The organism is Mesorhizobium sp. L2C066B000 (assembly GCF_000502335.1).
Taxonomy (GTDB): Bacteria; Pseudomonadota; Alphaproteobacteria; order Rhizobiales; family Rhizobiaceae; genus Mesorhizobium.
Window position 1 is genome coordinate 88642 of record NZ_AYWZ01000003.1, and the last position, 22653, is coordinate 111294.

Below are 22653 nucleotides of genomic sequence, written 5' to 3' on the forward strand. Positions count from 1 at the left end.
AATTTAAGTCAGACCGCGACGCTTGAAAGCGTAGCGATCTCTGTTACTTGCGGTGCGGGGATAGCATCTGCGGCAACGCGGATTTGGTTGGGCATAGCAGGTATGAGTTCGGCAAAAATGATATGCCCGTGCTGTCACGGCAGCGGGCAGGTTTTCGATTGCTTGAAATGGCGCGAGTCGAAAGGGCATTGCTGCCCGCAAGGCACGCATCGGGCCGGCTGTCCCGGGCAGACGATGGCATGCGCCGAATGCGCGGGCCTGGGTACGCTGGAGGAGGCCGAGCTCAGAGCTGTTGCATAGCCTCAGGTCATGCAACTCAAGCCCCGTTCACCATCCAGCGCCGGCAGTTTCCGCGAGCTTCTGGCGCGGCGCGGCCAATTGCACTAGCATCATGTACGAAGCCTCGCCAAAGGGCGTTGCGGCGCGCAAGACGCCGGGGAACATAGGCGAGGGTCGGCGAGGAGGAGACCGATGCAGAAACTGCAGTCGCAGGGCGTCCATCACATCACCCTCGTCGGCGCCGGCCGCCAGACCTCGATCGATTTCTGGGAGGGCGTGCTCGGCATGCCGTTCATTTTCGAGCAACCCAATCTCGACAAGCCAAGCGAAAGCCATCTCTATTTCGATCCCGGCGACGGCAGGTTGATCACCGTCTTCACCGACGAGAGCCGCACGCCGGTCAAGCGGCGCACGCCCACCGAACCGGGCTGCGTCCATCATATTGCGTTCTCGGTGTCGCGCGTGACCTTCCTGCAGGCGGTCGCCCGGCTCGACGAGCGCGCCATCAAGCACAGCGGCGTCAAGGATCGCGGCTTCATGGATTCGATCTATTTCGAGGATCCGCTCGGCCTTCTGATCGAGCTGGCGTCCTACCGCTTCGAGCCGCCGGCCGGCTTCACCCATGCCGACGTCTTGATGCAGGCGCACAAGCTGCGCGTTGCGCGCGGCGACTACAACATCGCCGAAGTGCACCTTGCCGACGCGATCCAGACGCTGGTCGAGTGGTCGCGCGCGACCTTGTCGGACGACCGGACGCCGAAGAATCCATACTGACGGCCAGCAAAAGGGGAGGACCACAATGGCAAAGACAGTTAAGAGCGCTGGCAAATCAGCGCCCAAGCCTGCGGCAAAAGCGGCTGCGAAGCCGGCGGCAAAAGCGGCGGTAAAGGCCGCGCCGAAGGCAGCCGCAAAGCCGGCCGCGAAAACCGCGACGAGGCCGGCTGCCAAGAAATCCGCGCCGAAGGCCAAGGCGGCGAAAAAACCGGCGCTGAAGCTCTCGATGCTGAAGCCAAGCGTCAACAACATGACCGTTCGGGTGTTTGCCCGTGCGGCCGGGTTCGACGCCGCCGAGACCGACGCCTGGGGCCATACCCGGTCGCCGGAATATATGGCGCGCAATCCGGCGCATCTGACGCCGATGATCGAGGACAAGGGGCTGCCGCGCGGCGTGCTGTGGGAGAGCTGCGCCATCATGCAGTATCTCGCCAACAAGCACGGGCTGGAGAAATTCTATCCCAAGGCGCCGGCCAAGCGGGCGATGGTCGACAGCGCCATGTTCTACCTGATCGGCACGCTCTACCCGTATGTGGCGCGCGCCACCTATCCGGCGCTGGGTTTCCCGCACTACGCCGGCGAGGTCGGCCATAGCGACGCCCATCCGGAGAAGAAGTCCGAGGCGCAGAAGGCCGCCATGGCGGCAATTGCCGAGCCGCTGGAGGTGTTTCACTCCTTCTTCAGGGACGGCAAGCCGTTCATCGGCGGCAAGCACCCGTCGATCGCCGACATACGCCTGGCATCGACGCTGGAGTTCCTGGCCGTCATCGACTATGCGCTGCCCAAATGGGCCAAGGAGTATGTCGCGGCGATGGAGAAGAAACTCGGCCAGGCCTATGCCGAGCCGGCCGGCGATGTCAGAGGCTACATTGCCTATGTGAAGTCGCAGGCCAGCGCGCAACGCTAAGGATTCATTAACCAGAACGCTGTCTATTGAAGGCACCGCGCGACCACGGATGTACTGGCGCAAGGGTGAAGGGAAAGGTCGGCGCAATGCCGGCCTTTTGCTTTTCGCCGATGCGCCATCAGGCACGTCTCATGCTGTAAAGTCCGACATCAGGCATATTGCCATCGTCTGCTTCGACCCTACCATCATGGTCGGCGGACGACACACGAGGAGCTTTGCGATGAAGGGCGTAGCGAGAGTGTTTGCGATTGCCGGTGTTGTGTTGGTCGGAGGCTACCCGTGCAATGCCGCGCCGCTCGACACGATGGCGGAGGTCGGCGATGCCATCCAGGCGTGCTGGACGCCGCCGGCGGGTGTTGGAAATGCCAGCGTCACCTTGAGCTTCAGCTTCAAGCGCGACGGCACGCTGATCGGTCCGCCGCGGCCGACGGCGATCAAGGTCGATGGCGATGCCGATACCAGGAAATCATTCGTCGACGCCGCAACCACTGCTCTGCAAAAGTGCCTGCCATTGAGCTTCTCGCCGACGCTGGCGCAAGGCGTCGCGGGCAATGTCTTCACCTTGCAATTCGCCTCGCCCAAGCAATAAGCGAGCGGGCGAGCGTTTCACCGTTTCGCAGAAACGGCGACCCGCTCTCTCGTTGTCTTGACGCAATTCCCAAGGGAAAGCGCTACGCGCTTTCCTGGAATTGCTCTGATCAGTTGTGCGGGCGCCTGATATCGACATGCCGCTGCAGTTCCGGCGCCTCGAAGACGTAGTCGGCCCAGGCGGATTCCGGAATCTGTCCGGCCAGATAGCATTCCAGCAACAGGCTCTGTTCGGGATCGAGCGCTCTCGGAGCCCGCTCATGGTCCAGCCCCAGCGAGTGGAACAGGTTCCTGGTCAGGCCAGAGACAGTGAAGTGAATAGACATCTTCGTCTCCTTTGCCCGACACAACGCGAGACACCGGAGAAAGGTTTCATCCGCAAGGGCCGATAACGCGGGATCGATGATTGCGGCGGCCCGGGCTCGCCCGAGCCTGGCCTCGTCTCAATCTTGAAACAAAAGTGTAATAGCGAATTTACAGGAACCGGCATAATACACTCGGCATAAAATACCTGACGGTTGCTGGCGTCTCTTGAATTAGACTTGCCTCACGCATTGAGGCTCAATCGGCTGGAGCGGCGATCGGCTCCACAGGGGTACAGGGACCAGGTGTCGCCGATGATGCGTTTGTGGCTGGTCGTGACCTTTGCACTGGTGTCGGTAGCGGCAAGCGTCCTCGGCATTTCGGCTTCCCTTGCCGATCCATGCGCCGCGCTCAGGAGCCAGCTGGCACCGTCCGGCCGCAGCGGCGGGATCAGCCCCGAGCTTGCGCAGCTGCGTCGCCAGCTTGCGGCGATCCAGGGGCTGGAGAGGCAACGCCGGTGCACGGCGCAAAGTACGGTGGGGGGCTTCTTCAATGCTTGCGCCGACCTCGCCAAAAGCCGCACACAGGTGCAACGCCAGATCGCCGGCGCCGCGATTTCGCGCCGGGATGCGTCCGGACTGCAGGCCAGGCTCGTCGCGCTCGGCTGCACGCCCGCCGGGCAACAAAGACAGCGTCCGGCTGGCGCCATGATCGGCAGCAATTCGATGCTGTTTTGCGTTCGTCTCACCGACGGCTATTTCTTCCCGGCGCCGAAATCGCAGTTCGTGCAAGGCGGCGATGTCAAGGAGATGGTCGACCAGTGCCGCTACATCTGCGACGATGCCGGCGTCGACCTGTACACGCTCAGTGACCCAAGCCTTGAAACCGAAGAGATGGTCGCGCTCGATACGCGCACATCCTACAAGGACCTGCCGACGGCCTTCAAATATCGCGGTGATGCGAACTTCAGGGCCTGCGACCTCAAGCGCCATCACCTGCGCGTTGCCGAGCTGAGAGCGCGCACGGTGACGCCAGCCAATATGGCCAACGCGATCATTCCTTTGCCGTCAGCGAAGCCGGATCTTGGCACCGTGGCGCAACTTCTCCAGCCTGGCGCAGACGCTGCAGAGGCCAGGGGCGCCGCCCAGCGACAGTCGGTCGAGCCATTGGCCGGCTCGCGGCCGGTCAGGGTGGTCGGGCCGGCTTTCTTCCCGGCGAAGTAACCTGCGCCTAGAGCGTTTCACCGTTTCACCGAAACGGCGAACCGCTTTATGTCTTTGTTTTACGCAATTCCGGACGGAAAACCGTTTCACACTTTTCCTGGAATTGCACTAGTACCAGCTATTCGCAAACCATCCTGTAGCGTTTGCCGGGTTCGCTGACATTCTTGCAGGTGAGCGGATTGGCCGGTTCGGAAGCCATGCTGGGAGGGCTGGACCTGACGTGCCGCCTTGGCGCAGCTATTTGTGTCGTGTGCCTGCGTGCCGCGGGCCGGTAGGGCTCCTGCGGCGGTGGCGTCGGAAACACACCGGCTGCCGCCTGCATCTGGCTGGCCTCAGTCTGCGACGGATCGCGATCCCAGACCCGCCTGATATCGAGCGGCTTCGGGATCACCACCGTGCCGTCATAGCTGCGTGCGCAGCCGCTGCCCGCAAGCAGCGCCAGGCACAGGAAACAAGGCACGATCCAACCGGTCATCAGCAACACCCCCGCCGACTTATAGCCCGGCCGGGGTTCCGCCGACAACCGGCGGAATACCGCAGGGCAATGTGGCTCTGGCCGCAGTCTGGATTGGTTATGGTTAGCGGATCATTAATGCTTCTCGGGCACATTCCGCCGGCGAACCGCTGAGGGGGTTCGGCCTTGGCTTTCGGGGTGGGAACGGGATGGCTGACGGGACTGTTGGAACACGCGGCGGACGCGGTTCCCGAAAAGGGGTGGTGAACGGCGAGGATACGTCCGTCGGGGGTTCGCCCGAAGCGCTGCGCGAACTGGTCGGGGCCGGCGCCGACTGGGTCTGGGAGACCGACGCCGAGCTGCGCTTTTCCTGGCTTTCGGAGAACTACCAGGCCGCCACCGGCATCGATCCCGCCAGCATTCTTGGCCGTTTCCGCTTCGATTTCCTCAAGCAGATGGTGCACGGCAATCGACACGCCGCCGCGCATCTGGAGGATCTGCAGGCGCATCGGCCGTTTCGCGACTTTGTTTATGAGTTGAAGGGCGGCCGTCCCGGCTGCCGCTGGGTTTCGATCATCGGTTCCCCGCGGTTCGACGGCGAAGGCGAATTCATCGGCTATCGCGGCATCGGCCGCAACGTCACGGCACTGGCCGGTGCGCTGGACGAACTGCGGCAGGACGAGAGCGATCCGCCGGCCGGCGAGGCTACGCAGCACCTCGCCGATCTCGAGCGGACAATGGATGCCATGCATATGGGCGTCGTGGTGCTTGACGCGAAGTTCGACACGCTCATCGTCAACAAGGCCTATCGCGAGCTCTCCAGGATTCCCGACGGCGCCGTCACGGTCGGCGCGCCGTTCAGCCTGTTGATGGAACTCAACCGCCGCAACGGCATCTACGGCGATCTCGATGGACAGCAGTGGCAGCACTACCTCGCCACCCGCATCGAGGAGATCAGCGCCGGCTCGGTTGCGCCACGCGAATTTCTCCATGCCAATGGCAGGACGATGATGTTCTCCGTGACGGCGTTGTCCGGCGGCAAGCGGCTGTTGACCTACTACGACGTCTCCGAGCTCAAGCGTCGCGACGCCGAGATCGAGAGTGCCAACGCTAAGATCACCGAGACCTTCGCCAATCTTCGCACGATGGTCGACCAGATGCCGATCGGCGTGCTCGTCCTCGATGCCGACATGCGCGCGGAGGTGATCAACCGCGCCTTCTATGATTTCTGGGAAATCGATCCCCGGCGCGCCGGCATCGGCTGCGGCTTCCGCGAACTGATGCAGGCCAGCCGCGATATGGACCCGTACGGTGCTGACGATGCGGAATGGCAGGACCACATCGCCGAGCGCGAAGCAGAAATCTCGGCCGGCCTGGTGGGCTCCAGGCAATTGCCACGCAATGACGGCCGTACGCTGATTGCCTCGCTGGCGCCGCTCGCCGGCGGCAAAAGGCTGATCTCCTATGTCGACGTCACCAACATGAAGGATCGCGAGGCTGAACTCGCCCAAGCGCTGGAGAAATCGCGGCTGGCCGAGGCGGTGATCAACGGCGTCAAGGACCCGATCTTCGTAAAGGACGACAATCTGCGTTTCGTCTTCGTCAATGAGGCGTTTTCGGCACTGTTCGGACAGAGCCCGCAAGCGATGCTGGGCAGGCCCGGCGGCGACTTCCTCAAGCAAAAGGACGCCGCGCAATTCGAAGACAGCGAACGCGCCGTGCTGGCGACCGGCACGCCCTACGAGGTCGAGGAGACTTTCGACGCCGAGGGCGCCAGCCGCTCGCGCATCGTGCGCAAGAACCGCGTCGGCATGCCCAGCGGCCGCAACTATGTCGCCGGTTTCCTGTTCGACATTTCCGACATGAAGCGCCGCGAGACCGAAGCCGAGGACGCCCGCAAGAACCTCACCACGGTGCTGGAGTCGCTGCCGGCGGCCGTCATCATCTATGACCGCGACGACAAGTTCGTCTTTGCCAACCGCAAGCTGCAGGACACGCTGCCGGAGCTGAAACCGGCATGGCAGCCTGGCCGCAGCTTCCGCGCGGCCCTGGAACTTGGACATTCGGTCGGCTATTTCCGATCGAGCGGCGATCCAGAAATCGACAGGCTCTATGAAGGCGACCCCGATGTCTGGCTCAATGCCATCCTCGCCCGCTATCGCCTGCCCAACTCGTCCTATGAGCGCCTCAATGCGGACGGCCGCTGGTATCAGGTCTACGATATGCGCACCGAGGACGGCACCTTCATCGGCGTGCGCGTCGACATCTCGGAGATCAAGAGCCGCGAAAAGGCGCTGCAGGAAAGCATGCGCCAGATCGACCTGTTCCGCCACGTCATGGACGAACTGCCGGTCGCCGCCTTCATCAAGGCGCAGGATCTGAGCATGGAATTCGTCAACAAGGCCTGGTGCGCGCTGACCGGCATCCCCAAGGAGGAGGTCATCGGCCGAACCGATCTCCAGCTTTTCGGCATAGACGACGCCGAAACCTACACCCATGACGACACCCAGGTCGTCGTCACCGGCCGCGGCCGCGAGATCGAGGAGCCCGTTACCCATCGCGACGGCACGGTGCGGCAATTGATGACGCGCAAGAGCCGGCTGGTGGCGCTCGATGGGTCGGTGCACCTGGTCGGGTCCAGCACCGACATCACCGACGTCAAGGCGCGCGAGCAGGCGTTGGAAGAGAGCATGCGCGAGAACGAGGTGTTCCGCAATCTCATCGACAACGTGCCGGTGTCGATCTACGCCAAGCGCTCCGACCTCAGGCAGTTCTACGTCAACAAGGGCTGGTGCGACCTCACCGGCCTCCGCAGGGAAGACGCGATCGGCAAGACGGACATCGAGATTTTCGGCGAGGACGGCGAAGCCTTCGTCAACAGCGATCTCGCCGTGCTCCGCACAGGCGATACACAGGAGATCGAGGAAACGGTGACGCTTGCCGACGGCAGCGTGCGCCACCAGTTCGCCCGCAAGGGCGCGATGATCGCGTCCGACGGTTCGCTCTATCTGATTGGGTCGACCACCGACATCACCGAACTGAAGCTGCGCGAGGCCGAACTGCGCGAGGCGCGCCAGCGCGCCGTGCTGGCCGACCGCGCCAAGTCGGAATTCCTGGCCAATATGAGCCACGAGATCCGCACGCCGATGAACGGCGTACTCGGCATGGCCGAGTTGCTGGCCAAATCCGACCTCGATCCCAAGCAGAAGACGTTCACCGATATCATCGTCAAGTCGGGTAACGCGCTCTTGACCATCATCAACGACATACTGGACTTCTCCAAGATCGATGCCGGACAGCTGGTGCTCGACCCTGCGCCCTTCAACCTGCCCGAAGCGATCGAGGATGTGGCGACGCTGATATCGACGCGCGCCAAGGAGAAGGACCTCGAGCTCATCGTGCGCGTCGAGCCGGGCCTGGGAAGCCTGTTCGTCGGCGATGTCGGTCGCATCAGGCAGATCGTCACCAATCTGGTCGGCAACGCGGTGAAGTTTACCGACGAAGGCCACGTGCTGGTCGACGTGACCGGACAAAGGGGGCCGACGGGGACAAAGCTTACCGTTTCGGTCACCGACACCGGCATCGGCATTCCGCAGCAGAAACTGAAGCTCGTCTTCGAAAAATTCAGTCAGGCCGACACCTCGTCGACCAGACGCCACGAAGGCACAGGGCTCGGGCTCGCCATCACCTCGCGGCTGGTCGAGTTGATGGGCGGCGAGATCGGTGTCGAGAGCGCCGAAGGCAAGGGCTCGACCTTCTGGTTCACCGTGACATTGCCCAGGGCCGAGGAACAGACCGGACGGCGGATCATGCCGGTCGACGTGACCGGCTCACGGGTGCTGATCGTCGACGACAATGCCGTCAACCGATCGATCCTGAGCGAGCAGATGGCGTCATGGACCTTCGATTCCTGCGCCGCCGAAAGCGGACCCGAAGGGCTCAAGGTGCTGGTTGCCGCGGCTGCCTATGGCGTGCCGGTCGATTGCGTCGTGCTCGATTATCAGATGCCGGGGATGAGCGGCGCCGAAATGGCGCGCGTCGTGCGCAGCACCGCAGGGCTGGCCGACACGCCGATCATCATGCTGACTTCGGTCGACCAGTCGCTCGCCAACACCAGCTATCGCGATCTCGGCATCGACGCCCAGCTGATCAAGCCGGCGCGCTCCTCGGTGCTTCTGGAAACGCTGGTCGCCACCATCCAGCGCCACCATCACAATATCACGGGCGGCCGTGTGCTGCCGGCGGCAAGCAGCGGTTCCGGCGGCGGCAGGAACGAACCGTCGCCAGCAAAGCCGCCGCTCGCTGCCTCGGAACGGGCCCTACTGCAACCGCCGCCGGTTCGTGCCCGCGCCCGGGCCGCCGGGGATGAACGCCGGCTCGACATCCTCGTTGCGGAGGACAATGAAGTAAACCAGATGGTGTTCACCCAGATAATCGGCGAAACCGGCTACAGTTTCGAAATCGTCGGCAACGGGCGCAAGGCGCTCGATGCCTTCGGCCGGCTTAGTCCGCGCATGATCCTGATGGACGTCTCGATGCCGGAGATGAACGGGCTCGAGGCCACCGCCGCAATTCGCCGGCTTGAAGAACATACGGGTATGCATATCCCGATCGTCGGCGTCACCGCGCATGCCTTGAAGGGCGACCGCGAGCGCTGCCTGGAAGCCGGCATGGATGACTATTTGCCCAAGCCGATCAGCCCCAGGGCGCTGCTCGAAAAGGTCGAGCGCTGGGTCGGCATATCAGGCGAAGCCCAACGAGACGCTGGATAGCAACCTGCGGCGCCGCCGGGATTCGGCCGCGCCGCAACAGCCAAGGCTATGGTGCGATCGCACCATATCAAAGCTAGCGCCCAGTCAGGACAATGGTCGCAACGAAACCGCTCATTCAGTTACGGGCGGGAGCAAGCGACCGCCGACAAGAAACAGCGTCGAATCTACCCCAACGGACCTGTTTTTGGCGATGGCTCGGCCAAGATTCGCTCTGGCCACGGGCAACGCGCTCCCGTCCGGTTTTTCTTTCTCGGCATCGCGGCCTGCGATGTGCCGGGACTTGATGCCAGCACGAATCGCGCAAGCGTCTGATTCCAGCGGCAACTTCCATTCCCACAAACCGGCTTAAAGGGTGCGGCCCACAAGACGTCTGTGCGACGTTACCGGGCTGACACGAAACTGTCATGCGACTGTAATAATCGAAGGCTATTGGCCTCAGCGGGCGCCGGTTTGAAGAGGGCGCCAAGAGACCATCTTCCGAACAGGAGCAGGCCACATGAAGAAATTCCTCGTTACGGCATCGGCCGTGGCGGTAGCGTTCGCCGCATCGTCCGGTGTCGCCGCTGCGCGTGACCAGATCCAGGTCGCCGGTTCGTCGACCGTGCTGCCTTACGCCAAGATCGTCGCCGAGCAGTTCGGCGAAACCTTCACCAACTTCAAGACCCCGGTGGTCGAGTCCGGCGGCAGCGGCGCCGGCATCAAGGAGTTCTGCAAGGGCGTCGGCGAAGACACGATCGACATCGCCAACTCCTCGCGCCCGATCAAGAAGGACGAGCTGAAGTCCTGCGCCGACGCCGGCGTCAAGGACGTCCAGGAAGTCCGCATCGGTTATGACGGCATCGTCTTTGCCACCGACATCAAGGGTCCGGACTGGGCGCTGGTTCCCGCCGACATCTACAAGGCGCTCGCCGCCAAGCTGGTGGTCGACGGCAAGCTGGTCGACAACCCGAACACCAAGTGGAACCAGGTCAATCCGAAGCTGCCCGACTGGGATATCGCCGCCTATATCCCGGGTGAGAAGCACGGCACCCGTGAAGTGTTCGAGACCAAGCTGCTCGACGCCGGCTGCGACAAGGCCGCTTTGAAGGCTGCCGGCATCGCCGACGACAAGGAAATCGGCAAGACCTGCATCGCCATCCGCAAGGACGGCAAGGCTGTCGACATCGATGGCGACTACACCGAGACGCTGGCCCGCATCGACTCCAACAAGACCGGCGTTGGCGTGTTCGGCCTCGCCTTCTACGAGAACAATGCCGACAAGCTGAAGGTCGCTACCGTGGAAGGCATCGTGCCTTCGACGCAGACCATCGCCGATGGCACGTACCCCGTGTCGCGGCCGTTGTTCTTCTACGTCAAGAAGGCGCATCTGGGCGTCGTTCCCGGCCTCAAGGAATATGTCGAGTTCTTCCTTGATGACCAGATGATCGGCCCGGAAAGCCCGCTCGCCCAGTACGGCCTGGTTTCCGCTCCCGACGCCGAACGTCAGGGCCAGCGCGACGCCTTCGCCGCCGGAAAGACAATGTAATCAACGGACGGATCAGGGCGCGGATGAACTCCGCGCCCTGATTTCGCCGCTTGCCGCAACGGCGGCGGCGATCTGAATTTTCCCTGGGGTGGGTTATGTCGTCCTTGCTCGTACTCGCCATAGTCATTGCCATAGGCGTGGTCGCTTTTGTAGTCGGCCGCCAGCGCGCCGCGGCGCAGGATACCGGCAAGGTCAAGCCGCATTCGCGCGCGCATTATCATGGCTGGTGGGCCTTTCTGCTCGCGGTCCTGCCTGCCGTCCTTTTGCTCGCCGTCTGGGATATCGGCTCTTCCTTCTATCTCGACCGGCATATCCATGCCGCTTTGCCCGAGCGCACCGCCGACACAAAGGTCGCCAGCGAAGCGCTCGACGCCAGCCTGGTGAAGAGCCTGGCCAAGGGCCTGCGTCGGCTCGATGGCGATACCGCACTTCCCGCTACTTTCGCCGAATTGCAGCCGCTGCTCGCCGCCAAGGGCGTGGCACTGGCCAGCGACACCCAGGACTATATGATCCCGATCGCGGTCGAGGCGAACCAGGTCCAGGACCGGCTCGGCCTGTTCAGCGCCGTGCTGACCTTCGCGCTGTCGGTCGCCGGCGCCTTCTATGCGCTGAGGCAGATCGCGCCGCGCGCCAGGGCGCGCAACAACGTCGAGAAGCTGATGCTGTGGGGGCTGCTTGCGGCCTCGACCATCGCCATCCTGACCACGGTCGGCATCGTGCTGTCGATGCTGTTCCAGACCATCACCTTCTTCGAGAGCGTGTCGCCGATGAGCTTCTTCTTCGGCACGGTGTGGGATCCGCGTTTCGCCGCCGCCGGTTCCGGCGGCAGCCAGGGTCAGTTCGGCCTGATCCCGCTTCTTGCCGGCACGCTCTACATCGCCGCCGTCGCCCTTCTGGTGGCAGTGCCGGTCGGGCTGATGTCGGCGGTCTACATGTCCGAATATGCCTCGCGCGGTGTGCGCTCGGTGGTCAAGCCGGCGTTGGAACTGCTGGCCGGCATTCCGACCATCGTCTACGGCATCTTCGCCGTTGTCACGCTCGGACCTTTCTTGCGCGACCTGTCGGCGGCACTCACCGGCGGCTCGCCCTTCATCCAGGGCCAGAGCATCTTCACCGCCGGTCTGGTGATGGGCGTCATGCTGATCCCGGTCGTGTCCTCTTTGTCCGACGACATCATCACCGCGGTGCCGCGCGCAATGCGTGACGGCTCGCTCGGCCTCGGCGCCACGCGCTCCGAGACGATCAAGCGGGTGATCCTGCCGGCGGCACTGCCCGGCATCGTCGGCGCCATCCTGTTGACGGCGTCGCGCGCCATCGGCGAGACGATGATCGTCGTGCTGGCGGCGGGCGTCGCCGCCAATCTGACGGCCAATCCGTTCGAGGCGATGACGACCATCACCGTCAAGATTGTCAACCAGCTGACCGGCGATCTCGAGTTCAACTCGCCGCAGACGCTGGTCGCCTTCGCGCTCGGCCTGACGCTGTTCGCGCTGACGCTGGTGATGAACATCGTCGCCCTCTACATCGTGCGCAAGTACCGGGAGCAGTACGAATGACCGACATCCCCCTGGACACGATGGCGGGTGCCGTCGCGCGTCCGCGCCGCGACATCGGGCTGAAGGCGCGCTATGCCGCCGAACGCCGGTTCCGCATCTATGGCGTGATTGCGATCTCGGTCGGCCTGGCGTTCCTGGCCATCATGCTGATCACCATCGTCTCGAAAGGCTACACCGCCTTCTGGCAGACGACGGTGACGCTTCCGATCACCTTCGATGAGAAGGTCATCGACCCCTCGAACAAGCGTGCCACAGACCCGAATGTGCTGATCAAGGCGAACTATCCCAAGCTCGCCGAAAACGCGCTGGTGGCCAAGCTCGGCATCGATCCGGCCAACAAGCCGATGATGCTGAAGCTCAAGGGCTTCCTGTCGGAAGGCGCCCGCGTCCAGCTGCGCGACATCGTCTCCGCCGATCCGTCGGTGATCGGCACGACGCGTGACGTCGACATCCTGGCCGCCGCCAATCTCGACTCGGCCTTCAAGGGCCAGATCGACCTCGGCGTCGATGAAGCGCGCCGCAAGGTGTCCGACCAGCAGATCGACTGGATGAACAAGCTCAAAGCCGAAGGCGCGATGGCCGAGCATTTCAACACCGGCCTGTTCAGCTATGGCGCCTCCAGCCGGCCCGAGACGTCGGGCATGGGCGTGGCCATCATCGGTTCGTTCTACATGATGGTGATCGTGCTTTTGCTGGCGCTGCCGATCGGCGTCGCCGCCTCGATCTATCTCGAGGAGTTCGCCAAGAAGAACCGCTTTACGGACCTGATCGAAGTCAACATCAACAATCTCGCGGCGGTGCCGTCGATCGTCTTCGGTCTGCTTGGCCTTGCCGTGTTCATCAACTTCCTCGGCATGCCGCGCTCGGCTTCCTTCGTCGGCGGCCTGGTGCTGACCTTGATGACGCTGCCGACCATCATCATCGCGACGCGCGCCGCCCTTGCCGCGGTGCCGCCGTCGATCCGCTCGGCAGCGCTCGGGCTCGGCGCCTCCAAGATGCAGATGGTGTTCCACCACATCCTGCCGCTTGCCGCCCCAGGCATCCTTACCGGCACCATCATCGGCCTGGCGCGTGCGCTCGGCGAGACAGCACCGCTGCTCTTGATCGGCATGGTCGCTTTCGTCGCCGATTATCCGACGACGCCTTTCGATCCGGCGACCGCGCTGCCGGTGCAGATCTACATGTGGGCAAACGAGGCTGAGCGCGCTTTTGTCGAGCGCATGTCCGGCGCCATCATCATCCTGCTCGTCTTCCTCATGGCCATGAACATCACCGCGATCGTGCTTCGGCGCCGGTTCGAGCGGCGCTGGTAGAAAAAAGGCAATTTGGTATGAACATCATGACCGAACAGTCCCTTGAGAATGCAGTGGGCGACAAAATGAACGCCAAGTCGAACGAAGTCATCAAGATGCGCGGCGACAAGGTCGGCGTCTTCTACGGCGAGAAGCAGGCGTTGTTCGACGTCAATCTAGACGTCCGCCAGAACCAGGTGACGGCGCTGATCGGCCCGTCCGGCTGCGGCAAGTCGACCTTCCTGCGCTGCCTCAACCGCATGAACGACACCATCGATTCGGCGCGGGTGACCGGCAAGATCACGCTCGATGAAGACGACATCTACGACAAGAACATCGATGTCGTCGAACTGCGCGCCCGCGTCGGCATGGTGTTCCAGAAACCCAACCCGTTCCCGAAGTCGATCTACGAGAACGTCGCCTACGGCCCGCGCATCCATGGGCTGGCCAAGCGCAAGTCCGACATGGACCAGATCGTCGAGCAGAGCCTGAAGAAGGCTGCGATCTGGAACGAGGTCAAGGACCGCCTGCAGGAGCCCGGCACCGGCCTGTCCGGCGGCCAGCAGCAGCGCCTGTGCATCGCGCGCGCCATCGCCGTGTCGCCGGAGGTGATCCTGATGGACGAGCCCTGCTCGGCGCTCGATCCGATCGCCACCGCCCGTGTCGAGGAGCTGATCGACGAACTGCGCCAGAACTACACGATCGTCATCGTCACCCACTCGATGCAGCAGGCGGCGCGCGTGTCGCAGCGTACAGCGATGTTCCATCTCGGCTATCTCGTCGAGGAGGGCGCCACCGACAAGATGTTCACCAACCCCGACGACAAGCGCACCCAGGACTACATTACCGGCCGCTTCGGCTGAGCCGTCCGGCGGGTGAATTTTCAGGCACGAGGACCAAGATCATGGGTGAACATACCGTCGCCTCCTTCGATGAAGAGCTCGGGCAGATCAGCAAGCTGATCCGCGACATGGGCGATCTGGCAGGCTCGATGGTCAGCGGCTCGACCAGGGCGCTGCTCAATTCGGACAATGCGCTGGCACAGCGTGTCGTTTCCGACGACGCCATCATGGATGCGCGCCAGCGCGAACTGGACGACCGCGCCATCACGCTGATCGCCAAGCGCCAGCCGATGGCCAACGATCTGCGCGCCGTGGTCGGCTCGATCCGCATGGCCGGCGACCTCGAGCGCATCGGCGATCTCGCCAAGAACATCGCCAAACGCGTCGGCACCGTGGGCTTGAGCGTCACGCCGCGCGACCTCTCGCACTCCATCGATGCCATGGCGCAGCTGGTGCTGATCCAGGTGCAAGGCGTCGTCGAGGAATATGCCGCCACCGATGCGGCAGCTCTTGCAAAACTCAGGAATGACGACGAGCGCATCGACGTCAAATACACGTCCGTGTTTCGTGAGCTCTTGACCTACATGATGGAAGACCCTCGCAACATCACCGCCTGCACGCATCTCTTGTTCTGCGCCAAGAATCTTGAGCGCATCGGCGATCATGTCACCAACATCGCCGAAAATGCGTATTATGTGCTGACCGGCCAGCAATTGCCCGCCAATCGTCCGAAGCAGGACGAGACGGCGATGGCCACGCCGGCCTGATGAGGGTGAACTGCCTATGATCGCGCCACGCATCATGGTCGTGGAGGACGAGGAGCCGCTAGGCGTGCTCCTCCGCTACAACCTCGAATCCGAAGGCTATCACGTCGAGGTGGTGACACGCGGCGACGAGGCCGAGATCCGCCTGCAGGAAAACGTGCCCGATCTCCTGGTGCTCGACTGGATGGTGCCCGCTGTTTCCGGCATCGAGCTCTGCCGGCGGCTTAGAGTGCGGCCCGAAACCGAGCGGCTGCCGATCATCATGCTGACCGCGCGCGGTGAGGAAAGCGATCGCGTGCGCGGCCTGTCCACCGGTGCCGACGACTATCTGGTCAAGCCATTCTCGACGCCGGAGTTCATGGCGCGCGTGAAGGCGCTGCTGCGCCGGGCCAAGCCGGAAGTGCTGTCCAGCGTGCTCAAGGTCGGCGACATCGTGCTCGACCGCGAGTCGCACCGTGTCTACCGCAAGAAGAGCGAGATCAGGCTCGGACCGACCGAGTTCCGGCTGCTCGAATTCATGATGCGCCATCCCGGCCGCGTGTTCTCGCGCAGCCAGCTGCTCGACAATGTCTGGGGCGAGACGATCTACATCGACGAGCGAACCGTCGACGTCCATGTCGGGCGCTTACGCAAAGCGGTCAACAACGGCCGCATGCCGGATGTCATCCGTACCATTCGCGGCGCCGGCTACGCGATCAGGGAAGACTAGGATGCTGCGCGTCGCGCCGTTGCCGGCCATTCAGGCGACATGCTTGCCGGATTTGGCCTGAATGCCCGGCGCGAAAATCTCCTGATCGACGAAGCCGAGCGCGCGCATGGCACAGCCTTCGCGGATCAGCGGCAGCTCGTTGGGCTCGGTGTCGAAGGAGATCGATTTCGAGTGCTGGCCGCCGGCGGTCTGGGCGATCGCTTCGCGCAATGCCGGCTCGATCAGGTCGAAGGCGGCGGCGCTGACGCCAACCATGGCGACAGGCGCCGGGTCGATCAGCGCAAACAGGCTGCCGAGGCCGAAGCCGAGCGCCTCACCGGCCTTGCGATAGGCTTCGCGCTCCGGGCCATCGGTTTCGCGGGCGCGCGCGGCGAGTGCGCGCATATCAGCGTCGCCGATATCGACCGGCTCGGCATCTTCGCTCATCATTTTGGCGCTGCGCCAGATGGCGTAGTTTCCGGCATAGGCCTCGACGCAGCCGCGCCGCCCGCAGCGGCAGAGCGCGCCGCCCGGACGGTGGATCATGTGGCCGAACTCGCCGCCCGAGGAATGGGTGCCGGTGAACAGTTCGCCTTTCAGCACCAGGCCCATGCCGATGCCGTGCGATAAGAGGATGGCGATAAAATTGTCGCGGTAGCGCTCGGGCTGGCGCCATTGCAGCGCCACCGCCATCATGTTGCAATCGTTCTCCATGGTGGCAGGAATGCCGAATTCCGCTTCCAACATGTCGGCGAAGGCAATGTCGGTCAGTGGCGTGATCGGCGACCACAGCATGGCGCGCGCCTGCGAATCGGTGATGCCCTGGATGCCCATGGCAATGCGGGCGATGCTCTGGACATCGAGGTCGGGATCCTCAAGCCGCCGCCGGACGATTGCTACGCATTCGCCAATCAGCTCGTCGCGCGGCTTGGTCAGCGTGTCCAGCCGGCGCTGTTCCTCGGCGACGACGTGGCCGGCATAGTCGATGACGGTGACGGACAGGAAATTGAGCGACAGCACGACGGTCATCACCGCCGCCGCTTCCGGGTTGAGACCAAGGCCCACCTGCGGCCGGCCGCGTTTCAGTGCGCCGGTCTCGCCAGGTTTGCCTTCAATCAGGATGCCTTCTTGAATCAGATCAGACGAGATTGCCGATATGGTCGAGTGGCTGAGGCCGGTAGTCGCCGCAATCTCGGTCCGCGACGGCTGGCCGGCCCGGCGCACGGCTGAAATCACCATCGCACGGTTGCGACGGCGCAGATCGTCGTGGCGGATTCCAACCGACATTTGTTTCCTCCCGGCCTCCTCGCGCCTCATGATAGTGAAGGCGTTCGACGGCACCAGCCAAATATTGGCAGACGCCGGCAGCCCTGTCATTGTTTATTGCGGACCTCGAAAAAATTCGGCAAGGCCATCAGAATCCATCAGAATCGATGTTGACAGCGCCTTATCATTGAACCAGTATTTTTTCGAGGCTCGAAAAAATAGGGCCTCTGTGTGCCGGCCCTCGGGCCAGTTTTGTCGCGCCGCACGCGGCGCAGGGAGGATTATGATGAACAGATTTGCAGCCGCCATGATGGCGGGTGTCGCCATGTCGCTGGCGCTGGTGTCGGTCGCGCAGGCGAAGGACAAGGTCATCGGCGTGTCGTGGTCGAACTTCCAGGAAGAGCGCTGGAAGACCGACGAGGCGGCGATGAAAACGGCGATCGAGGCTGCCGGCGACAAGTACATTTCGGCCGACGCGCAGTCCAATCCCGGCAAGCAGCTGACCGACGTCGAAAGCCTGATCTCGCAGGGCGCCAACTCGCTGATCATCCTGGCGCAGGACGCCTCGGCCATCGGCCCGGCGGTGCAGAAGGCGCTGGACGAAGGCATTCCGGTCGTCGGCTATGACCGCCTGATCGAGAACAAGGACGTCTTCTACCTGACCTTCGACAACAAGGAAGTCGGCCGCATGCAGGCCCGCGAAGTGTTCAAGGCGAAGCCCGAAGGCAACTATGTCTTCATCAAGGGCTCGGGCTCGGATCCGAATGCCGATTTCCTGTTCTCGGGCTCGATGGAAGTGCTCAAGGAAGCCATCGACTCGGGCAAGATCAAGAATGTCGGCGAGGCCTATACCGATGGCTGGCTGCCGGCCAATGCCCAGAAGAACATGGAACAGTTCCTGACCGCCAATGACAACAAGGTCGATGCCGTGGTTGCGGCCAATGACGGCACCGCCGGCGGCGTTGTCGCCGCGCTGACGGCGCAGGGCCTTGCCGGAACGGTTCCGGTCTCGGGCCAGGACGGCGACCATGCCGCTCTGAACCGCATCGCGCTCGGCACGCAGACGGTGTCGGTGTGGAAGGACGCGCGCGAACTCGGCAAGAACGCCGCCGAGATCGCCTCGCAGCTTGCCGATGGCAAGAAGACGGGCGACATTGCCGGCGCCAAGGACTTCACCACGCCTGGCGGCAACACCGTCAAGTCGCTGTTCCTGACCCCCGTCGCGATCACCAAGGACAACCTCAACGTCGTCATCGACGCCGGCTGGATCAAGAAGGACGAAGTCTGCACGGGCGTCGCCGCCGGCAGCGTCGCGGCTTGCAACTGATCTCGACGACTTGAAGAAATGAGGCGCCGCGGCTGTCAAGCCGCGGCGTTTTCTCTACGAGAATTGTGTGTTTCCGCCATCGGCGGCAAACTTCTAGGCTGTGGTCCGGCATCCGCGCCCGACGGCAAGCCGCTGGAGGACATCATGACCGACACGACCTCAAATCCGCAGGCCGATACGGCACGAGCGTCTGAACTCGGCGCGGTCGCCCGGTTCCTGAAAGCGACCGAGCTCGACACGCGCATCCTCGGCATGGTCGGCGCGCTGCTGGTCATCTGGGTCGGCATACATATCCTGTCGGGCGGGCTTTTCCTGACGCCGCGCAATCTTTGGAACCTGTCGGTGCAGACGTCCTCGGTCGCGATCATGGCTACCGGCATGGTATTGGTCATCGTCATGCGCAACATCGACCTTTCGGTGGGCTCCGTCGAAGGCGTGATCGGCATGATCATGGGCGTGGCACAGGCCGAATTCCTGATTCGCGTCATCGGCTTCCAGCTTGGAAACCCCTGGCTCTGGATCGTCGCGCTTGCCGCCGGCGTGGTGCTTGGTCTGCTGATCGGCGCGTTCCAGGGCTTCATCATCGCCTATATGCAGGTTCCGGCCTTCATCGTGACGCTTGGTGGCCTGCTGGTCTGGCGCGGCATGGCATGGCTCATCACCAGCGGGCGCACGGTCGCGCCACTCGACGCCACCTTCCAGCTGATGGGCGGCGGACCACGCGGCTCGATTGGCGCCGCTGCCAGCTGGATCGTCGGCATCGTCGCCTGCGCGGCGGTCGCCTTCGCGCTGCTCAACGGTCGCTCGCAGCGCAAGCGCTTCAGCTTTCCACTGCGCCCCGTCTGGGCCGAGACCTTGCTTGGCGTGGTCGCTTGCGCGGCCATCCTCGGCGCCGTGTGGATCGCCAATTCCTATCCATGGCCGATCGGCATCGTGCGCCAGTACGCACAGCAGAACGGCATCACCGTTCCCGAAGGCGGGCTGTTCATCGCGCATGGCATCGCCATACCGGTGCTAATGGCGGTGATTGTCGGCATCATCATGACGTTCATCACCAAGCGCACGCGTTTCGGCCGCTATGTCTTCGCCATCGGGGGCAATCCGGAGGCAGCGGAACTCGCCGGCATCAACACGCGCTGGGTGACCATGAAGGTGTTCATGATCATGGGTGTGCTGGCTGCAATCAGCGCGGCGATCTCGTCGGCCCGTCTCAATGCGTCAACCAATGCGCTGGGCACACTGGACGAGCTTTTGGTGATCGCGGCCGCTGTCATCGGCGGCACGTCGCTCGCGGGCGGCGCCGGAACGGTGATGGGCGCCATGCTCGGCGCGCTACTGATGCAGTCGCTGCAATCCGGCATGGTGCTGCTCGGCATCGACTCGCCGCTGCAGAGCATTGTCGTTGGCGCTGTCCTGGTCATCGCCGTCTGGCTCGACACCGTCTACCGCAAGCGCGTCTAGGGAGGAACGATTATGGAAAAAACTGCTCCCACCGGTACGCCACTGATCGACATGCGCAACATCTCGATCGCGTTCGGTGGCATTCGCGCCGTCGACGATGCGTCCATCGATCTTTTCCCGGGCGAAGTGGTGGCGCTGCTTGGCCATAACGGCGCCGGTAAGTCGACGCTGATCAAGATCCTGTCGGGCGCCTACAAGCGCGATGCCGGCCAGATCTTGGTCAACGGCCAGGAGGTCTCGATCTCCAACCCGCGCGATGCCAAGAAATACGGCATCGAAACGATCTACCAGACGCTTGCGCTGGCCGACAATGTCGATGCCGCCGCCAACCTGTTCCTTGGCCGCGAGCTGATGACCGCCTGGGGCACGCTGGACGATGTCGCCATGGAGGCCGAGGCGCGCAAGGTGATGGGCCGACTCAATCCGCGCTTCCAGCGGTTCAAGGAGCCGGTGATCAAGCTGTCGGGCGGCCAGCGCCAGTCGGTGGCGATCGCACGCGCCATCCTGTTCAACGCCCGCATCCTGATCATGGACGAACCGACGGCCGCGCTTGGGCCGCAGGAGACGGCGCAGGTCGGCGAACTGGTCAAGCAGCTCAAGGCCGACGGCATCGGCATCTTCCTGATCAGCCACGACATTCACGACGTGTTCGAGCTTGCCGATCGCGTCTGCGTGATGAAGAACGGCCAGGTCGTCGGCACCGCGCGCACCACCGATGTGACCCAGGACGAAGTGCTCGGCATGATCATCCTGGGAAAGTGCCCGCCCGGCGCCGTTCCCGGTCCGGGTGCGCTGAAGATCGCGGCCTGAGACCACGCTATCGTCAGCTGTCATGTTCACTGATGCTCGATCGATAAGCCGGCTAATATACATGATATGCCAGCTGTCATTATGGCTTGGCCGCGCCATTGTCTTGCCGCGGCGACTTGCCCATAAAGGTCCCGAACCGTCCATGGGCCTGCGTTGAAGAAGTTTTTCCCGATCCTTGCCTTCATTGCCGTTGCACTGATCAGCCTGACGATGGCGGGCTTCGCCTATTTCGCGACCCAGGAAGCGGCGCGCATCAAGTTCGAGGCGACGGCCGACGACGCGCTCAACCGCATCGAAAGCCGTATCGATCTGCATCTGTCACTGCTGCGCTCGACGCAGGCGCTGTTCGACGCCCGCAACGGCGAGATTTCAGGTAGCGAATTCAAGGCCTTCTTCAGCGCCCTCGATGTCGATAACAATTTCGCCGGCCTGCGCGGCATCGGCTATCTCAGGCTGGCCAAGACCGGTGACGAAGCGGCGGTCGAGCGCGACATGTTGCGCGACCGCGGCGCCGCCCACACGGTCTATCCGGACACGACACAGCCGTGGCGCACGCCCGTCGTGCTGTTCGAGCCGCTCGACCCTGCCAACGAATCCACCATCGGCTACGATATGTTCACCGAGCCGGTGCGGCGCGAGGCGATCGAAAAAGCGCTGGCCGATGACGCACAGCACGCAAGCGGTCTGGTCCAGCTCGGCCAGGATACTGGCGCGGCGCAGACCTTTACCGGTTTCCTGGTCTTCGTCAGGCTCAATGTCGAAACCGCGCCGGATGGTATCAATGCGTCCAGATCATCGACATCAGGCCTTCTCTACGCGGCCTTCCGCGCCCGCGACCTGTTCCAGACCGCGCTCAGCCGCACGCCTTTGCTGCCGGTCAACACCGCGGTCTATGACGGCACGGCCGACGCCGACAATCTTCTGTTCCAGTCGGAAACGCCGCCGGTTGCGAGCTTTGGCGACAGGCTGTTGGTGACGCGCAAGATCATCGTCGCCGGTCGGCCGTGGACGGTGCTGTTTCGGCCGACAAGTGCATTTTCGCAACCGTCCTCGCGCGCCATTCCGGTCATGCTCGGGCTGTTCGGCCTGCTTCTGGCCGGGGCCATCGCGTTGGTGGCGCGCTACCAGGAGCGCGCCTACGACGCCAAGTCGCTGCTGCATGAAACGACGGAAAAGAGCCTGCTCGAAAAGGATTTGATGCTGCAGGAGATGAAGCATCGGATCAAGAATTCGATCACGCGGGTGCTGGCGATTGCGCGCCAGACGGCAGCGCAAGCAACCGACGTGAAGGAGTTCTCAACTTCCTTCTCGGCCCGCCTGCAGGCAATGGCGGCTTCCCAGGACATGCTGACGCGTTCGCGCTGGCAGAAGGCCGATCTTGGCGACCTGCTGCGCATCGAGCTCGGCCAGGTGTTCGGCAAGGAGCTTCCGGAAGGGATATTGTCAGGGCCTCAGGTGCTGCTCGACGAGAGGACGACGCAGGCGCTTGGCCTGACCTTTCACGAGCTGGCGACGAATGCGCTGAAATATGGCGAGGCCGGCAATTCGGTGGGTGCGCTGAAGGTCAACTGGTCGTTCGAGGGGCGCGGGTCCGAGCGGATGCTGGTTCTGAACTGGCGCGAGGCCGGGCAGAAGGAACTCGAAGCGCCGGCGAAGACCGGCTTCGGCACCAAGCTGATCGACCTCAATGTCACGCGCGAATTGCGCGGCACGATTGCCCGAGATTTTCGCGTCGATGGGCTTACGGTGGAAATCAGGATCCCGCCGCCTCATGCAGGCAAACAAACGGAGACCGGCTGACCGGTCTCCGTCTCGATTGTTT

18 protein-coding genes are annotated in these 22653 nt (G+C 63.3%); 15 read left to right on the forward strand and 3 right to left on the reverse strand.

Annotated elements, in window-relative coordinates:
• Positions 1–471: 471 nt before the first annotated feature.
• The 3 genes from X733_RS154700 to X733_RS154690 all read left to right on the forward strand — a co-directional run bounded on the left by X733_RS154700 (position 472) and on the right by X733_RS154690 (position 2549).
• A complete protein-coding gene (locus X733_RS154700) occupies positions 472–1053 on the forward strand; it encodes a VOC family protein (RefSeq protein WP_023818427.1) in 582 nt (193 codons plus the stop codon).
• A gap of 25 nt (positions 1054–1078) precedes the next feature.
• Entirely contained in the window at positions 1079–1960 is an 882-nt protein-coding gene (locus X733_RS154695; RefSeq protein WP_023818428.1) for a glutathione S-transferase family protein, read from the forward strand.
• 220 nt (positions 1961–2180) lie between these two features.
• Positions 2181–2549, forward strand: coding sequence for a hypothetical protein (locus X733_RS154690; RefSeq protein WP_023818429.1), 369 nt, complete (start codon positions 2181–2183; stop codon positions 2547–2549).
• A 109-nt stretch (positions 2550–2658) separates the two neighbouring features.
• Here X733_RS154690 and X733_RS154685 read toward each other — a convergent pair whose 3' ends face one another.
• The gene (locus X733_RS154685; RefSeq protein WP_023670117.1) at positions 2659–2874 is read right to left on the reverse strand and encodes a hypothetical protein; all 216 of its coding nucleotides are present in this window, start codon (positions 2872–2874) and stop codon (positions 2659–2661) included.
• Positions 2875–3165: 291 nt separating this feature from the next.
• Here X733_RS154685 and X733_RS154680 point away from each other — a divergent pair, with 291 nt between their 5' ends.
• A complete protein-coding gene (locus X733_RS154680; RefSeq protein ID WP_023818430.1) occupies positions 3166–4074 on the forward strand; it encodes a DUF2865 domain-containing protein in 909 nt (302 codons plus the stop codon).
• Positions 4075–4192: 118 nt separating this feature from the next.
• On the opposite strand, the gene X733_RS154675 is transcribed toward X733_RS154680, so the two are convergent.
• Positions 4193–4549 (reverse strand): hypothetical protein, encoded by a 357-nt coding sequence (locus X733_RS154675; protein WP_023696429.1) that lies wholly within the window; start codon positions 4547–4549, stop codon positions 4193–4195.
• A gap of 242 nt (positions 4550–4791) precedes the next feature.
• Here X733_RS154675 and X733_RS154670 point away from each other — a divergent pair, with 242 nt between their 5' ends.
• The 7 genes from X733_RS154670 to phoB all read left to right on the forward strand — a co-directional run bounded on the left by X733_RS154670 (position 4792) and on the right by phoB (position 15988).
• Complete coding sequence (locus X733_RS154670) at positions 4792–9300, forward strand: PAS domain-containing protein (protein ID WP_245274407.1); 4509 nt, start codon at positions 4792–4794, stop codon at positions 9298–9300.
• A gap of 496 nt (positions 9301–9796) precedes the next feature.
• Complete coding sequence (locus X733_RS154665; RefSeq protein WP_023670113.1) at positions 9797–10825, forward strand: substrate-binding domain-containing protein; 1029 nt, start codon at positions 9797–9799, stop codon at positions 10823–10825.
• Positions 10826–10920: 95 nt separating this feature from the next.
• Positions 10921–12381 carry a phosphate ABC transporter permease subunit PstC gene (gene pstC, locus X733_RS154660; protein ID WP_023806534.1) on the forward strand — a complete coding sequence of 487 codons (1461 nt, stop codon included), beginning with the start codon at positions 10921–10923 and terminating at the stop codon, positions 12379–12381.
• A complete protein-coding gene (pstA, locus tag X733_RS154655; protein WP_023818432.1) occupies positions 12378–13694 on the forward strand; it encodes a phosphate ABC transporter permease PstA in 1317 nt (438 codons plus the stop codon). Before pstC ends, pstA begins: the two co-directional genes overlap by 4 nt.
• 17 nt (positions 13695–13711) lie before the next feature.
• The gene (pstB, locus tag X733_RS154650) at positions 13712–14536 is read left to right on the forward strand and encodes a phosphate ABC transporter ATP-binding protein PstB (RefSeq protein WP_023670110.1); all 825 of its coding nucleotides are present in this window, start codon (positions 13712–13714) and stop codon (positions 14534–14536) included.
• Positions 14537–14577: 41 nt separating this feature from the next.
• Positions 14578–15282, forward strand: coding sequence for a phosphate signaling complex protein PhoU (gene phoU, locus X733_RS154645; protein WP_023670109.1), 705 nt, complete (start codon positions 14578–14580; stop codon positions 15280–15282).
• Positions 15283–15298: 16 nt separating this feature from the next.
• Positions 15299–15988, forward strand: coding sequence for a phosphate regulon transcriptional regulator PhoB (gene phoB / locus X733_RS154640; protein WP_031193203.1), 690 nt, complete (start codon positions 15299–15301; stop codon positions 15986–15988).
• A gap of 30 nt (positions 15989–16018) precedes the next feature.
• Here phoB and X733_RS154635 read toward each other — a convergent pair whose 3' ends face one another.
• On the reverse strand, positions 16019–17254 hold the full coding sequence (locus X733_RS154635) for an ROK family protein (RefSeq protein WP_023818433.1): 1236 nt from the start codon (positions 17252–17254) through the stop codon (positions 16019–16021).
• Positions 17255–17519: 265 nt separating this feature from the next.
• Here X733_RS154635 and xylF point away from each other — a divergent pair, with 265 nt between their 5' ends.
• From xylF to X733_RS154615, 4 genes are all read left to right on the forward strand, one after another.
• Positions 17520–18560 (forward strand): D-xylose ABC transporter substrate-binding protein, encoded by a 1041-nt coding sequence (gene xylF / locus X733_RS154630; protein ID WP_023818434.1) that lies wholly within the window; start codon positions 17520–17522, stop codon positions 18558–18560.
• 144 nt (positions 18561–18704) lie between these two features.
• Positions 18705–20021, forward strand: coding sequence for a sugar ABC transporter permease (locus X733_RS154625; RefSeq protein WP_023748349.1), 1317 nt, complete (start codon positions 18705–18707; stop codon positions 20019–20021).
• Positions 20022–20033: 12 nt separating this feature from the next.
• A complete protein-coding gene (locus X733_RS154620; RefSeq protein WP_023748350.1) occupies positions 20034–20831 on the forward strand; it encodes an ATP-binding cassette domain-containing protein in 798 nt (265 codons plus the stop codon).
• Positions 20832–20984: 153 nt separating this feature from the next.
• The gene (locus tag X733_RS154615) at positions 20985–22631 is read left to right on the forward strand and encodes a CHASE domain-containing protein (RefSeq protein ID WP_023818435.1); all 1647 of its coding nucleotides are present in this window, start codon (positions 20985–20987) and stop codon (positions 22629–22631) included.
• Positions 22632–22653: the final 22 nt, after the last annotated feature.